13 protein-coding genes are annotated in these 16750 nt (G+C 41.2%); 8 read left to right on the plus strand and 5 right to left on the minus strand.

Going from position 1 to position 16750, the window contains the following annotated elements:
- Positions 1–4 precede the first annotated feature (4 nt).
- A complete protein-coding gene (locus tag V7783_RS17390; protein ID WP_335679793.1) occupies positions 5–706 on the minus strand; it encodes a ComF family protein in 702 nt (233 codons plus the stop codon).
- A gap of 58 nt (positions 707–764) precedes the next feature.
- On the opposite strand from V7783_RS17390, the gene bioH reads away from it, so the two are divergent.
- The 6 genes from bioH to V7783_RS17420 all read left to right on the plus strand — a co-directional run bounded on the left by bioH (position 765) and on the right by V7783_RS17420 (position 10393).
- Entirely contained in the window at positions 765–1502 is a 738-nt protein-coding gene (gene bioH / locus V7783_RS17395; protein WP_335679835.1) for a pimeloyl-ACP methyl ester esterase BioH, read from the plus strand.
- Between the two features lie 100 nt (positions 1503–1602).
- Positions 1603–1911 (plus strand): hypothetical protein, encoded by a 309-nt coding sequence (locus V7783_RS17400; protein ID WP_335679794.1) that lies wholly within the window; start codon positions 1603–1605, stop codon positions 1909–1911.
- Between the two features lie 6 nt (positions 1912–1917).
- Positions 1918–2790 (plus strand): putative metalloprotease CJM1_0395 family protein, encoded by an 873-nt coding sequence (locus tag V7783_RS17405; RefSeq protein ID WP_335679795.1) that lies wholly within the window; start codon positions 1918–1920, stop codon positions 2788–2790.
- A gap of 403 nt (positions 2791–3193) precedes the next feature.
- On the plus strand, positions 3194–8647 hold the full coding sequence (locus V7783_RS17410) for a S8 family serine peptidase (protein WP_335679796.1): 5454 nt from the start codon (positions 3194–3196) through the stop codon (positions 8645–8647).
- A 203-nt stretch (positions 8648–8850) separates the two neighbouring features.
- Positions 8851–9579, plus strand: coding sequence for a hypothetical protein (locus V7783_RS17415; protein ID WP_335679797.1), 729 nt, complete (start codon positions 8851–8853; stop codon positions 9577–9579).
- Positions 9580–9643: 64 nt separating this feature from the next.
- Complete coding sequence (locus V7783_RS17420; RefSeq protein ID WP_335679798.1) at positions 9644–10393, plus strand: outer membrane beta-barrel protein; 750 nt, start codon at positions 9644–9646, stop codon at positions 10391–10393.
- A 57-nt stretch (positions 10394–10450) separates the two neighbouring features.
- Here the strand turns inward: V7783_RS17420 and V7783_RS17425 are convergent, their stop codons facing one another.
- The 4 genes from V7783_RS17425 to greB form a co-directional block, all read right to left on the minus strand.
- Entirely contained in the window at positions 10451–12784 is a 2334-nt protein-coding gene (locus V7783_RS17425; RefSeq protein ID WP_335679799.1) for a Tex family protein, read from the minus strand.
- A gap of 163 nt (positions 12785–12947) precedes the next feature.
- Complete coding sequence (locus tag V7783_RS17430; protein WP_335679800.1) at positions 12948–13529, minus strand: CBS domain-containing protein; 582 nt, start codon at positions 13527–13529, stop codon at positions 12948–12950.
- A gap of 49 nt (positions 13530–13578) precedes the next feature.
- On the minus strand, positions 13579–13890 hold the full coding sequence (locus V7783_RS17435; protein WP_335679801.1) for a hypothetical protein: 312 nt from the start codon (positions 13888–13890) through the stop codon (positions 13579–13581).
- Positions 13891–14033: 143 nt separating this feature from the next.
- Complete coding sequence (gene greB, locus V7783_RS17440; protein ID WP_335679802.1) at positions 14034–14513, minus strand: transcription elongation factor GreB; 480 nt, start codon at positions 14511–14513, stop codon at positions 14034–14036.
- A 198-nt stretch (positions 14514–14711) separates the two neighbouring features.
- On the opposite strand from greB, the gene ompR reads away from it, so the two are divergent.
- A complete protein-coding gene (ompR, locus tag V7783_RS17445) occupies positions 14712–15431 on the plus strand; it encodes an osmolarity response regulator transcription factor OmpR (RefSeq protein ID WP_064668508.1) in 720 nt (239 codons plus the stop codon).
- A gap of 6 nt (positions 15432–15437) precedes the next feature.
- The gene (gene envZ, locus V7783_RS17450) at positions 15438–16733 is read left to right on the plus strand and encodes a two-component system sensor histidine kinase EnvZ (protein ID WP_335679803.1); all 1296 of its coding nucleotides are present in this window, start codon (positions 15438–15440) and stop codon (positions 16731–16733) included.
- Positions 16734–16750: the final 17 nt, after the last annotated feature.

Genomic DNA, 16750 nt, shown 5'->3' on the forward strand with positions numbered 1-16750 from the left:
AGGATTAATCCCCCAATGGTGTTAAGCAAGTCACAAACGCCCAGACTTGTTTAGCACCTGCTTGTTTAAGTGCGGCTGTGGCTGCATTTAAAGTGGCACCAGTAGTCATCACATCATCAATAATGGCGACTGTTTTACCTGTCATATCGGTATTACATATAAACGCATTCTGTAAGTTTTTAATCCGTTTAGCTTTGCTAAGTGATGATTGCGCTTGTGTTTTTTTACTGCGCTGTAAGCTCAGAAAATCAACCTGCTCATCTTTTAAGCAAGGCAACCAGCATTGCGATACTTGATTAAACCCTCGTTTTAAAAAGCGCTGTTGGTGCAAAGGTAAAATGATAAATAGCTCAGGCCATGAGTCGCAGGTGTGTTTACTGATAGTAAATTGCAGGCTAATTATTAGTGATAAAGCTTTTTTATAATGAATTTGATTACTAAATTTTAGTTGGCTGAGCCAGCTATCAAACGGAGGCCGATACCAAGCGCAAGCAAATAGATGATCAAATTGGCAATCAGGAAACAGCTCTACTATATCTGGACGATACAATAGATTTGGATGTTCACGTAAATCCAGTAATGACAAGTCAGCTAAGCACTGTTCGCACAAGCTATTATTACTATTAACAACGCATTGGCATTGCACGCAAAAAGAAGGGAAAAACCAATCTCCGAGGTGTTGAAGAGATTGCTTAAAAGCAGCCATTGCATTCATTTCCTTAAGCGCTATTATGAGCGCTAAGTTTGGAACAGGGTTGGTGAAAATGCAAAATGAGCTAGTGTTATTACATGGTTGGGGAATGAATCAAGGAGTGTGGCAATTAATTTTACCTGAGCTTGAATTTATTCATGCTGATACTGTACGCTGCCTTGATTTACCCGGTTATGGTAATAGTGAAAGATACCCTAACCCTTATAGCTTGCATGCTGCCGCGCTACAATTAAGTGAACAATTGCAACCTAACTCGACTTTGATGGGGTGGTCTTTGGGTGGTTTATTTGCGGTTTATATTGCTAAACATTGGCCTGAAAAAGTGTCGAAAGTAATATTAGTTGCCTCAACGCCATTTTTTGCTGAAACCGATGATTGGCCTGGGATAAAAGACAATGTACTCACTGCTTTTAAAGATCAACTAGTAACCCATCGTGAGAAAACCATAGAGAGATTTTTAGCGATACAAGCGATGGGCAGTGATAGCGCCCGTGATGATATAAAGCAGCTGAAAAAATTATTAAATGAATATCCAGCACCGCAAGAAAGTGCCCTAAGTGTTGGCTTAGACATTTTACAGCATGATGATTTACGCAATGCATTTGCAAATTGTACGGTGCCAATTCGCGGTGTATTTGGTCGTTTAGATGCTCTAGTGCCGTATCGCGCAGTCGTTAAAATGCAGGCGTTAAATAGTGACTTTGAGTATGAAGTGATAGATAAAGCATCTCATGCCCCGTTTATTTCTCATAAAAAAGAGTTTTTATCCGCCATCAAATCAATGCTTTAAAAAGTAACGCTAAAGGAGTCCCAAAAACTCAGGCGCAAAGCTTTATTTTGGCTGTTTTATGAGCGATAATTAACCAATATATCATTGGTGGGAGTCTAATATGCCAATCGGATCTGTTTTTAATAATGGTGTTGAAGGTTTTAATCGTGCCAGTCAGGGCATTGAAAAAGCCAGCGCAGAAATCAATCGCGCCAGCATTGAACAACAAGATGATGCACAGCTTGCCCAGCAGCGTCAGCTACAGGCCGCACGTTCTGATGAAGCGGTCACCGCGCCTGTATCGCAACCTGCTCGTATTGATGAAGCCTTGGTAAATCTAAAAGTTGAAGAATTTAATGCCAAAGCGAATACGCAATCGATTCAAACTGCAGATGAAGTACTGGGTACGTTAATTGATGTGCGAGTTTAATTAAGCATGAATATTGTCACGCCATTTCCTAATGTAAATATAAACACCGCCAATGTTTATACGGAAACGGCTCGGCGTGACAACCAGCTCCGCGAAGTTATTCCACCTCCTGCTGCAGCCAAGCCAAGTAATGCTGAAAACAAAACCCTCGGTGATAATGAAAAAGCTAAACAACCTGGTACTAATGATACCGGTACATACGACGCCAAGGGTAAACTTGCCGATGAAAAAGTAATTCAAGAGCGTCAGCAAGGTGATGCACAGCAAAATCCAGAGCAAAGCGAACAGCAGCAAGAAGCCAAACAAGAAGCGCAGCAAAAAGAGCAAGCTGCACAGCAAGAGCAACAAGATGCTGAGCAAATAAAAGAGCTCAAAGTGCGTGATACCGAAGTGCGTATCCATGAACAAGCGCATGCTTCTGTTGGTGGGCAATATGCAGGTTCCCCTAGCTATGAATATCAGCGCGGCCCTGATGGGACCAATTACGCCGTTGGTGGTGAAGTTCAAATTGACGTTGCGGAAATTGAGGGCGATCCGCAAGCAACAATAGAAAAAATGCAAACTGTGCGCGCAGCTGCGCTTGCTCCTGCAGAGCCTTCTGGTGCTGATCGTTCTATTGCTGCTGATGCGACTCAAAAGCTTGCCGCAGCGCAAGCTGAGCTTGCTAATACAGATAAAGTTGACACCGATGATGATGAAAATAAATCATCATTTAAAATTGATAATGAGTTTGCAGCTAGCGATTCTACAGATGACGACGCTATTGAAAACTTTCCACAACGCTCTGCTGATGTTGAGGCCCGTGCGGGTCGCATTGCTCAGTTTTATCAGTTCACCTCAGAACCTCGTAGTAATAGTCAATTTTCTACAACAATTTGATTGCGGCTCACTGCATTATAATTTCTCCTCTTTTACTTCACTTATATAATTTTTTTTAAAACTTTGACGTATTTATTGGAGTCACTGGTTATAACGCTACAAATTGCTACATTTTGCATTTTAGCTGTGCAAAGTTAAGCCGTATGTGACTTTTATGTTTATTTGGTGTTAATTTCGTCTCTTTTTTAGGTCGAGGCAAAATTGACCGCTTAAAAATCCCGCTGTATATCTCATCCTGCTAATTAGATTTAGCATCAATAGGAATAATTCAAAGCAGAGTATCTGCCTAACAAACGAATGTAATAGGATGAATATGCAGCCGTGCAATAACAAGAAAGTGCATTTCAAAAAAAGCTCTTTGGCTATATTTACAGCAATATATGTCGGAGCTACAGGATATGCAGTGGCCGAACCTGGCTTTAAAAAGACGACAAATGTCGACTTATATGAGCCAACATTTACATCACAAGATGTAGCAAACTATCAAGAACAAAAACAAGCAATTGAAAACAATGGTTTGCTGCGTGGTAATGTTGGTCGTTTAAATCAGCAGTATCAAAACCAAACACCTGAGCAGGTATTCCAACCGCAACAAGGTGTTACTGGTAAGCAAACTTATATTGTGCAACTTGATGAAGAACCGGTAACGAGTTATCAAGGTGATATTCAAGGTTATGCTGCAACAGCGGTAAAAGAATTACGTTCAGTTATGGTACGCGAGCGTGTTAACACGCAATCTCGTGAAGTGCGCAATTATCAAACATTTTTAAAGCAGCGTCAAAATACGGTACTTAGTAGTGCTCGTGGTCAGGGTGCTAGTATTGAGGTGAAAAAGCAGTTCACATTGGCAAATAATGCTGCCGTTGTTGAAATGACCCAACAAGATGCATTGTTACTCGCTAAGCAGTCAGGGGTTAAACGTATTACTCCTAACCGTATTTTTGAATTACGTACAGACCGTGGGCCACAATTTATTGGCGCTGACCGTATTTGGCAAGGTGATAACGATATCGGCGGTATTGCAGCCAAAGGTGAGGGGATGGTTGTTGGTATCATAGATACAGGTATTAATACCGACCATCCAGCGTTTGCCAGTGATGAGCAATTTTCACAAATGAATCCACTCGGTGCAGGTAACTTTGTTGGTGACTGCGTTGAAGACGCAACCTTATGTAATGATAAGTTAATTGGTGTGCGCTCATATCCGGAAATAACCTCAGCAAATAGAGATTCTATTTTTGATCGTGATGATCGCCGGCCAGAAAATGGTGAAGATTACAATGGTCATGGCTCGCACACGGCAAGCACTGCTGCAGGTAACACTCTATTAGATACACCACTGCAAGCCGCCACTGGCGAAAAAGTAAGTGATGGTGAAAACTTACCATTTACCTTTGCACAAACTAGTGGTGTAGCGCCTCGTGCACACATTATTTCGTACCAAGTGTGTTGGGCGGGTAACGGTGGAGATCCTTACTCAGGCTGCCCAGAATCTGCAATTTTATCAGCGTTCGAAGATGCCATTGCTGATGGCGTTGATAGTATAAATTTCTCGATTGGTGGGGCTGAAGGCTTCCCGTGGGAAGACCCAATGGAACTAGCTTTTTTAAACGCCCGTAAAGCGGGTATCAATGTTGCTGCTGCCGCTGGTAACTCTGGACCAGCCTATTATAGTGCCGATCATGCTTCTCCTTGGGTAACTACTGTGGGTGCTTCGACTCACGACCGTGTTGCCTCATTTGGTGATAAAACTATTAGTAACTTCCAAGGTGAAAAAATACCTAGCGGAGGAGAGATCTCAGGCAAAAGCTTCTCTGGTGGTATCACAGGATCCGTTGTATTAGCAGAAAATTACCCAGACCCAGATGAGTCTGATGCTTTCAATGCAGCATCATGTAATGTGCCTTTCCCAGCAGGGACATTTACAGCAGATCAAATTGTTATCTGTGAGCGAGGGGATGCCCCACGTGTAGATAAAGCGAAAAATGTTGCCGCTGGTGGTGCTGGTGGTTTTATTTTACAAAATATTAGCTATAGCGCGAATGACCTAGCAACAGATAACTATGTAATTCCTGGTATTCAGGTCGCAATAGCTGATCGCTATAAACTTAGAAACTGGATAAACGGTAATCCTGCAGGTGAAGCTATCGCAACTATTTCAGCAGCAGAGAATAACTATGAGTTGGACCCGGTTGCGGGTAATCAATTAGCTATCTTTAGCTCAATGGGGCCAAGTAGAACTAATAATACCTTAGTGCCGGATTTAACCGCGCCTGGTGTTGATATTTATGCTGCCAATGCGGATGAGCAACCGTTTACTGCGGGCCCGCGTGCATCAGATTGGACGTTTATGAGCGGCACCTCAATGGCTGCCCCACACGTAACTGGTGCTATGACACTATTAGCGCAACTACACCCTGATTGGACACCAGCAGAAATACAATCAGCGCTAATGATGACCGCGCATAATGTGAAAATTATGTCTAACTCAGGCTTAACTGACCCATATTATAACTTTATGGCTGGTGCCGGTGCGATTAATGTTGCTGATGCGGCTAAATCAGGCTTGATCATGGATGTGCCACTTGAGAGTTATGAAGCGGCAAACCCTAATAACGGTGGTTTGGTTAATTGGCTAAACTTACCTTCTATGGTTGAAATGGATTGTGAGCTAACCTGTAGCTGGATGCGTACAGTGACTGCCACTCAAGATGGTAGCTGGAATGCTGAAGCATTAGCATGGACAGCACTCGGCCTTACGGAAGAAGCGGGGGTATCTGCTACTGTAACGCCAACGCAATTTGATTTAAAAGCGGGTGAATCACAGGACTTGTTGATCACCATGTCTTTACCGAATGCTATAGAGCATAAGTTAGATCCTACAGAGCCTGGTGCTCCTTGGGAGATGCTGCAAAATATAGGTGCAATGTTTAATGGTAAGGTTGTGTTAACCGAGATCAACGGTGCAGTCCCCGATGCTCATTTACCGATTGTTGCACGTAATAATTTAGATGAACTTCCACTTAAAGAAGAAATTCACATGGCGCGTAATCAAGCCAGTGAAACAATCTACGTTAATACTGATAGCTATAGTGAATTTACGCCAAGCTATTACGGTCTTGTAAAACCAACTGAATCAACCTTTGAAATTGAAGCTGTTTCTCCTTTTGTTACTCCAGATCGCATCGAAGCTGGCTGGAATATTCAACTTATTGATGTACCCGAGGGAACTAAACGTTTAGTGGCAAAAGTACCTGAAACTAAGCAGTTAACGGGTCTGAATGATATTCAAGATGAGCGTTTTCAGCGTGCTTTTGCACACCTGATGATAGGAGCAGACCGTAACAACAGTGATGGTTTTATGCCATCGCAAGAGGAAATAGACAACAATGTTGTTACTATCAAAGATGCACTTTACGAAGAGATGGTTTGTTATTCATCAAGTAATGCAGAAGCTAACTATTGTAGCATCATCGATCCCGCACCAGGTCAATACTGGATTGTAACAGCAAACCTTGGTGGCCTGCGTGGTGAAAATTATCGCGCTACAATGCATTATGCAGTAATAGGTGAAGAGACAAACACTAATAACATCAGTGTTTCTGCTCCGGCATCACATGATGGAAATGGTTACTATCCGTTGGAAATAAACTGGGATATTCCTGAAGCTCAAGCAGGTGATGTTTACTATGGCGGTTTTGAGCTAGGTGATATGCCCGGTGCCGAAGGTAGCTTAGGTTTCACCGCGCTTGATTTATATCGAGATGCAGATGCAATTGCGTTAAATGTTAATCAGCAGAGCGCCCGTAGCATGGATGTTGTTGATGTTAATGTTAAGCTAAAAGCTAACCATGAATCAGCGCAGCGTGCCTATGATATGTCTGTCACTATCCCTGAAGGTCTTCGCTTAGCAGCTGATACATTACAAAGTAACAACCCAAATGTTGCTGATCTCATTACTATTGAAGGTAATAAACTTACTATCAAAAGTACTCAAGAAGCTACGCGAAACATTGAGCGTGAGTATAAAGTGACAACCAATGTCACAGACACTATGTGTCATACACCATTGATTGATGAATATTCAACAGGTGGTTATATCGACTTACATGAGTTTGGCATGCAACCTAATGCCGAATGGTATGTAGGAGCTGACAAGTCGTATTTTGATGTGCCAGTTGATTGGTTATTTATGTTAGATGACGCTAAGTTTGAACTGTATAATCAGCCTAATACAAATGAAATACGTATGCACACAGTGGGAGCGTTACAGCTTACACCTTATTACTGGCTTATGAGTCAGCATCGTGGACCGGGTTTCTTACTAGAGGCACTTGCGCCATTTTGGCGGGGTTCATTTGAAGTTGAATACTTACGTAATCCAACAGATCCAAAAGGGTTAACGCTGGCAACTCAATATAAGAGTGATCGCCCAGACTTAGGCGACTTACTGTTCATGGAGTTTGATAATGTCACTGATAAAAACACTGGCGAGTCGTTTGACTACGAAGTGATTTTACGTAGCGGTATAGATGACCACCCAGGTATGCATGAAATGATTTTTGCTTATGATAATCTGGGAGCAAATGTTGCTGAAGGGGCTATATTTGTTGAAGGTGGATCAGGAGAGTATTCTCGTAACTATGGCTTTAAAGATGGTGATTTATTCGAAATGCTTGGTTATAACAACCTTGATCAACTACTTCATGATGACTTAGTGATTTGTTTTGACTATGTAGGCCCTGAGCAAAGTGAGGTAGAGCTGAGCTTTAAAGCGGCAGTAAAACCAGAGGCGAAAGGCACAATTCAAAATATCACTCTTGATTACCAACTAGGTAACGCTGAAACAGAGACCATTACTCACTCAATTAATGTTGCCGGTAACCTGAAAATCTCAGCTTTAGATGATATGACAGTGGCTGAAAATGGCCGTATTGATGGTATTGAAGTACTAGTACTAGACGTTGATCAGTCACCAAATGAACTGGTTATCTCTGGCCAAGGGGTTACTGCTGAGGTTGATGGTATGTCATTTAACCTTATTCCAGACCCTCACTTCTTTGGTGAAACTTATGTTACGGTCACTGTTCAAGATAAAGCTGATCCAACGGATAAAGTGAGCACTGATTTCATGTTAACGGTTGTTTCAGATGGTATCGATGCACCAGCAACAATTGTTGATATTGCAGATCAAACAGTAATGGAAGATGGTGTGCTAGATGCAATCACTGTTGCACTTTCACGTGAAACAGATGAGGCATTTACGCTTTCAGTTGCTGCGGATAACGCGACAACGACCATCAATGGTATGGAATTTAGCCTTACACCAAATGCTGGTTTCTTTGGTGAAATTCCTGTCACTGTGACGCTAACTGGCACTGAAAATGTGTTAACCACTGAGTTTATGGTAACAGTAACACCTAGCGATTTAGCGATTGTTGAATTGGCAGATATGACGGTGATTGAAAATGGCAAGCTAGAAGACATTAACGTAGCCCTTTCACGCGAGACTGATGAGGAATTTACTCTATCAGTATCTGCTGAAAATGCGATGGTAGTTGTTGATGGTATGTCATTTAGTATTGAACCTACTGCTCATTTCTTCGGTAATATACCAGTAAGCGTAACACTGACTAGTGGCAGTAAATCATTGATGACTGACTTTACTTTATCTGTTATTTCAGATGGTATTGAGCTTGGTTGTACGTATCCAGAAGCAACTAACTTTGACCCTGAAGCGAATACTGATGATGGTAGCTGTACTTACCCAGAAGTTGAAGAAGAAGACGATAGTGGTTCATTCGGTTACTTAATGCTATTACTACTGCCATTATTAGGCGCACGTCGTCGTAAGTAATTAGTAGTCAACTATTAGGCGAGCACCAGCTTCCCTAAATAGTAATATAAGCCGCGAATCAAAATTTGCGGCTTTTTTATTGTTAAAATTTAAGCCAGCATATACGTGGCTTTACATTGATTTACGCTAAAACAGAACCTTAGATTGTTGAAACAATATAAAGCTGTTATTTTATGGCGATTTTTATTATGGAAGACAATTAAATGAAATATGCAGTAATCGCAGGCGCTTTATCTCTTTTTTCAATCACCGCAGCGGCAAACCAAACATCAGGCTTAAGCTACGACTACGTTGAAGTTGGCTATGCCAAAATGGACGTAGATGACTTAGATGAACTTAGCTTTGACGGTTATGCCGTTAAGATCAGTAAACAGCTTAGTGATAATTGGTACTTAACCGGTATGTATGCGAGTACATCAGATGAGATGTCAAATAGTGTCTCTGAGGATTATCGTGATATTTATCAAAATGGTGAATATGTAGGAACATCAACCCTTAATACACAAGGGACACTCGACGCTGAATTTACTCGTATCGAACTCGGCGCAGGTTATATTCAACGCTTATCGGCAGTAACTAATATAGATTACAGTATTTATTTAGGTAAACTTAAATACAATACTGATTTTACCATCCTAGAAGAAGAAAAGTTTAATACTCAGGTGCTCTCATCGACTGAGTCAGGTTACTCGAATTCAGATAACGCAGATATTCTTTCTGCGAATGTCCAAGTAAGGCACTTATTAACCAAGCAATTAGAAGTAAATGCGGGAATTGGTTATGAGCGTTTACATGATGAAGAAAGTGATAATAATCTAGTGTTAAAAGCGGGTGTTAATTACACATTGACTGAAAAAGCAATTTTAGGTGCTTCGTACCGTTATGTTGATGAGTATGCAGATATCGCAGCGACTTTACGTTATTACTTCTAGTTTTTAGTTATAAACAACAACGCCACAAAGTCAGTTTGTGGCGTTTTTTATGGAATAAAATTAAATGAAATATACCGTATTAGCAGGTGCTTTATCACTTTTCTCAATCACCGCCGCAGCAAATCAAACATCATTTTTGAGCTACGATTATATTGAAGTTGGCTACACAAGAACTGACATTAAAAGCAATGATAAAACGGATGTAGACCGCTTTGGTGCGCCTAGTTATGGTGGTTATATTATAAACCTCAGTAAGCAATTTTCTGAAAATTGGTATTTTACAGGCTCGTATTCTCAAAGTAGCGCTGACTATTCAAGCGTTGCTAAATACTTGTCTCCTCCTTTGCCTGATGGGACTTATTCAAGCGATGTTATCGATACATATAGCAGTGTCATCGATATGGAGCTAACTCGTTATAGCCTTGGCTTTGGGTATATTCAGCATTTTTCAGATGTTACTTCATTTGATTATGCATTGAATTATGGACAACTCAAAGTTAAGTCTGATGCAGCAATCTTGTATGAACGTGAATTCGCAGGAGATGTTTTTTATTCTTCAAAATCAAGCTATAACAGCTCAGATACAAGCGATGTTTTTGCAATAAATGCGCAGGTTAGGCATTTATTAACGAGCAAATTTGAAGTAAACGCAGGGGTTGGTTACGAGCGTTTGCATGATGATGAAAGTGATAATAATCTAGTGTTAAAAGCAGGTTTGAACTACGCGATAACACAAAGAATAAATCTAGCGGCTTCATACCGCTATGTTGATGAGTATGCAGACATAACAGCTACATTACGTTATTACTTTTAATTTTTAGTTATGAAAAATAACGCCACAAACTCAATTTGTGGCGTTTTTGTTTACCAGTTATTTTTTCACTTTGGCATTGGCGAAGGCATCTGCAAAGGCATTGCCCATCATGGCATTACCGGTATCGCGTTTTGGTTTAGCGGCACGAGGCTGATGATTATTGCCACGAGTATTATTTTGCGGCTTTTGCTTAGCTGCAGGCGCGGGCTTGTTGCTGGTATCGATGTCATCGTCTAAACGCATGGTGAAACTAATGCGTTTACGGGCAGCGTCAACCTCCACTACTTTTACTTTCACAATATCGCCAGCTTTAACCACTTCACGCGGATCAGAAATAAACTTATTAGTGATTGCTGAAATATGCACTAAGCCATCTTGGTGTACACCCACATCAACAAAAGCACCAAAGTTAGCAACGTTTGAAACCACGCCTTCTAAAATCATGCCTGGTTTTAAGTCACTAATGTTTTCAACACCGGCTTTAAATTCAGCGGTTTTAAAATCAGGACGAGGATCACGACCCGGTTTATCAAGTTCGCTGATTATGTCAGTGACTGTTGGTAAACCAAATTTATCATCAATATAGTCATTAGCAACTAGCTTATTTAATAGCTCTGAGTTGCCAATGAGAGTATTTACATCAAGGCTATTTTGCTCACAAATACGCTTAACAACAGGGTAAGCTTCAGGGTGAACGGATGATTTATCAAGTGGATCGCTACCATTGCTAATTTTTAAGAAGCCAGCAGCTTGCTCAAACGCTTTTGGTCCTAAGCGCTCTACTTTTTTAAGTTCTGAGCGTTTTGTGAATGAGCCATTGGTATCACGATAATTAACAATATTTTGCGCTAAGGTTTTATTTAGTCCTGATACACGAGCAAGCAGCGGCACCGAGGCCATATTTAAATCAACGCCAACGGTATTTACACAATCTTCAACCACTGCTGTTAGCGTTTGTCCTAACTGACTTTGCGATACATCGTGTTGATATTGACCTACACCGATAGATTTAGGCTCTACTTTAACAAGTTCGGCAAGAGGATCTTGCAGGCGACGAGCAATAGACACTGCGCCACGTAACGATACATCCAGATCAGGGAATTCATTGGCTGCAAACTCCGAAGCAGAATAAACAGAGGCACCCGCTTCGCTAACCATGATTTTATTGAGTTTAAGCTCGCTATTCGCTTTGATTAGTTCAGCAACCAGCTTGTCCGATTCACGTGATGCAGTACCATTACCAATAGCGATTAACTCAACCTTATGTTGACGGCATAATTGCTCAAGGGTGCGTACTGATTTATCCCAATGATTTTGTGGCGCATGTGGGAATATTGTTTGCGTTGCCAGTAACTTACCAGTGCTATCAACAACGGCAATCTTACAACCAGTACGTAAACCAGGATCAAGTCCTAAAGTGGTACGTGCACCTGCTGGCGCTGCCATCAGTAAATCTTTTAAATTTTTTGCAAATACGTCGATAGCGCCAGTTTCGGCTTTTTCGCGCATGGCCGCTAAAAATTCATTCTCTAGGTGTAGGCCAAGTTTAATTTTCCATGCCCATTGCACCACTGTCATCAACCATGCACTTGCTGCTTGGTTATTAATATCAAGACGGTAGTGATCGGCAATCATTACAGCACACATCTGAGCGGGGTTTTCTGAATTTGGTTCAGGGTTGATGCTCAGTTGCAAAATACCTTCGTTACGAGCGCGCAACATGGCTAGGGCACGATGCGAAGGTATTTTTTTAAGTGCTTCTTGATGGTCAAAGTAATCACGATATTTAGCGCCAGCTTGTTCTTGACCTGCAATCAGGCTCGCTTCAATTTGGCCGTGCTGACTAATATGGCTACGGAACTTAGCGAGTAGCTTGGCATCTTCGGCAAAGCGTTCCATTAAAATGAATTTAGCGCCATCCAGCACTGCTTTTTCATCTGCAAAGCCGGCTTCAGGGTTTAAATAACCTGCGGCCTGTTGTTCTGGATCTAATGAAGCATCATTAAATAGGGCATCAGCTAACGGCTGTATACCTGCTTCGATCGCTATTTGCCCTTTAGTACGGCGTTTTGCCTTATAAGGTAAATACAGATCCTCTAACTCGGTTTTGCTATCGGCATTGTTAATGTCAGCGGCTAGACTCGGAGTGAGTTTATCTTGCGATTTTATAGTCGCTAAAATAAATGTTCTGCGCTCTTCAAGTTCACGCAAATAAGATAAGCGCTGCTCTAGTAAGCGTAATTGGGTATCGTCTAAACCACCCGTTACTTCTTTACGATAGCGGGCAATAAAAGGTACTGTTGAACCTTCATCGAGTAATTTTGTAGCAGCAACGACTTGTTGCTCTTGAGCATTTAGCTCAGTGGCTAAACGTGCAGAGATATTGCTCATGCAAAAACCTTATTAAACAATTTGAAGACCAGAACGATAGTTTTGGCGTAAATAATTGCTTGAATAATATCACAGCAGGGCTTAATAAAAAGGCCTTAAAGCATGCTATTTATATACTTTAAGGCCTTTCAAAGAGGTGACTCAATTAAACATGTATCCGTGCTTAATGAGGGTGTTCAATATGCTCCATTACTTCACTAAAAGAGTGGGCAATAGGGTTAATATGAACTGGAATTTGCAATTTTTTTGCAATCTCACGGGCAGAGATCAAACCACAGATTTCATTGTGCGCGGTGGTAGCTAATAAAAACATAATACCGTTTTGCTCCATCGTTTGCAGTGCATCTCCGATACATGCATAACTTAAGCTTTGCATGCTTACACCCGTCAAATGGCTAAGCGGAGTCATTACATGACGTAAGCTAACGTCATTGCGAGCAACATTTAAGCGCTGTGCTAAAATCATTATTTTTGAACTTTGCAGATCGGCACTAGAGGCTATGCCCACAAGTTTTTTGTTGTCATCGACCACGAGAATAAAATCGGTATGTTGGCTGGTTATTTGTTTCAATGCATCCACAATGCTGGTTTCGTAATGAGCGCGTAGCGGATCTTTTTGAGTAAAGTTATTCACCATTTTTAAAGCCGGAGACGTTAAATCAATTAACGGCTGAGTTTCACTGTAAGTATGAGATAAAACGCCTTTAGAAATATCTTGAGTACGAAGTTCTTTAAAGTTAGCCATAGTAATCACCAATTATGTTATTAAATTTAATAAAGTTTTAAGCAATAAATTAAACTAAATAACTAGGTGGACCACGTTGGTAAGCTTGGCTAAAAGGTTGTGTTAAAATCGCACTCACATAAAGTGATGAAGTATTTTCAGGGAGTGGTTGAATCACCCTGATAGAGATCCCGTCAACATGTGTGTCTAAGTCAACGTCAGGGTTGGTTTGCTCTGCTGTGTCACAAGCAAAGTAGTGTGGGGTTGGAGAAGCTAATTCTTTAGAATTGTTACCGTCATGCGCAAAAGAAGTCAAACTCACACTTAGTAAAAGTGCAAATAACATGGCATTACTTATTATGCGATGTATTGCGTTTGACATAACTACGACCTTCCAATTCCAAACTCAAGCGCGAAATGCTTTACTTGAGTATCTTTATTTATAGTCTACAAATTCACTTTAGACAATCAATAATTAACCTTTTCTGAATAATAAATGGGGACCTGTTATGTTTGCGCAAAGTGTCAGTCGGCACCAGGATAATTTATGCTGTTTACGTACCACTCTTTTTTACCCTGCGGGGTGGTAACATAAAACTCATCATCAACTTGCTTTTTGAGTAATGCTCGCGCCATTGGTGAGTCTATAGAAATGTAATCTTTGCGGTCATAAATCTCATCTGGACCAACAATTCTAAATTTTAGAATTTCACCTTGCTCATTCTCAATCTCGACCCACGCCCCAAAGAAGACTTTTCCTGCTTGTTGAGGTGAGTAGTCAATGATCTTTAAATCAGGCATGCGCTTACGTAAATAACGTACGCGGCGATCTATTTGTCTGAGTAGACGCTTATTGTACTGATAGTCTGCATTTTCAGAGCGATCGCCTAAACTGGCGGCCCAACTTACTATTTTAGTGACTTCTGGGCGTTTTACATTCCATAAATGATCGTGTTCTTGTTGTAGTTGTAAATACCCTTCGCGGGTGACTAAATTAGTTTTCACGTTGCAATTTTTTATCTTAGGAAACACGTAAGCAAGGTATAAAAATCTTGTTGGCTTGTCGAGCTGATTTTCACTATCGTCAACATTTATGCTGGCTTGAAATGTTCAGTAACAATCTAGTGACCTAATTAGTTTTTTATTATCAAGTTTTTCATTTATATTAATCAGTAACAGTACAAAACAATAAGAATGAAAGTAATGGGACATGAAACCACAAAAGTATTAGTCGTTGATGATGATATGCGCTTACGCAGCTTGTTAGAGCGCTATTTGGTAGAACAAGGATTTATTGTACGTACAGCGGGCAACTCAGAACAAATGGACCGCTTGCTAGAACGTGAAAACTTTCACTTAATGGTGCTTGATTTGATGCTCCCGGGCGAAGATGGCTTATCTATTTGCCAACGTTTACGTCAAAAAGAAAATGAAATCCCCATTGTAATGCTTACCGCTAAAGGTGATGAAGTTGACCGAATTATTGGCTTAGAACTTGGCGCTGATGACTACATTCCAAAGCCATTTAATCCTCGCGAATTATTAGCTCGTATTAAAGCTATTTTACGCCGTCGTGCCAAAGAGGTACCCGGTGCGCCCGCCGCAGAAGAAAATGAAATTACGTTCGGGGAATTTTCACTTAATTTAGCAACACGAGAAATGAGCCAAGGCGACAAGACTATGTCTTTAACCAGTGGTGAATTTGCGGTATTAAAAGCGCTTGTTACACATCCGCGAGAGCCGCTAAGCCGAGATAAGTTAATGAATTTAGCACGTGGCCGTGATTACAGCGCACTAGAACGTAGTATCGACGTACAAGTATCGCGCTTGCGCCGCATGATTGAAGTTGATGCCGCTAATCCACGTTACATCCAAACTGTGTGGGGCTTAGGTTACGTATTTGTACCTGATGGTGAAAAATAACCTCCTATGAGTATGTTTCCCAAAAGTGCATTTGGCCAAACGGTGTTTTTGGTAGCGGCATTATTGCTGATCAACCAAGTGGTATCGTATATCACCGTGAGTCTTTATGTCGTTAAGCCCACTATTGAGCAAGTTAATCTGATTTTAGCCAAACAGATCAAAACCGTGTTTATTGATTGGGAAGATGGCGTTGAGATCAGCGATGAAGTATCGAATAAGTTTTTTGAAATAACCGGTATTGAAGTCATGAGTCAGCGCCAAGCGATGAGCGAGGGGCTCGGCCAAACCCGTGAGTATTCAATGCTATCACGCAGTATGTCTGAGCAATTAAATGGCTCTGCCCGAGTGCGCATCAGTCAAACCGATCCGTTAGTATATTGGGTTGAAGCACCGCAAGCCCCCGGTTACTGGGTTAAAGTCCCCCTAACTGGTTTTAAAGAAAACAACCTCGAATTTTTGACCTTCTATTTATCCAGTATCGGTTTTTTAAGTGTGCTTGGCGGCTGGCTTTTTGCCCGTCACTTAAATCGGCCATTAAAAGCATTGCAGCAAGCGGCTGTTAAAGTAGGTGTTGGTGATTTTTCTACTAAGCTTGAAGAACATGGTTCAACAGAAGTGATTGAAGTAACACGGGCGTTTAACCAAATGTCACGGGGTATTGCTGCACTTGAAAATGACCGTCGATTATTGATGGCGGGTGTCTCACATGATTTACGTACGCCACTGACACGCATTCGCCTTGCTACCGAAATGATGTCGGATGAAGAAGACTACCTGCGAGAAGGGATCATCTACGACATTGAAGATATGAATGCCATTATCGATCAATTTATTGAATATTTACGCCACCACAAACGTGAAGAGCTCGCGCTTGAAGATCTTAACGCGATTGTTTCAGAAGTGGTGCACTCAGAGCAAAAACATCAACGAGTCATTACCTTTACTGAAAATCCCAGTATAAGTAATATTCCTTTAAGTATGGTGGCAATTAAACGCGTTGTTACCAATATGATTGAAAATGCCATTCGTTATTCAGGTGGCGACATTGAAGTTGAAACGGCGATCAGCAGTGATAAAAAATACGCTGTGGTGATGGTCAATGATCATGGCCCCGGTATTCCAGAAAGTGAGCTGGAAACCGTGTTTGAACCGTTTAAACAAGGTGATGCAGCCAGAGGAAGTGAAGGCAGCGGCTTAGGCTTGGCAATTATCAAACGAATAATCGATATGCATGGCGGTAAAGTTAAGCTTGTTAATCGCCCAGAAGGTGGTTTAAGTGCGCAAATTTATTTACCTAAGTAGCTTTTAGCCGTAAGCAA

The organism is Pseudoalteromonas sp., assembly GCF_036960685.1.
In the GTDB taxonomy this organism is placed as follows: Bacteria; Pseudomonadota; Gammaproteobacteria; order Enterobacterales; family Alteromonadaceae; genus Pseudoalteromonas.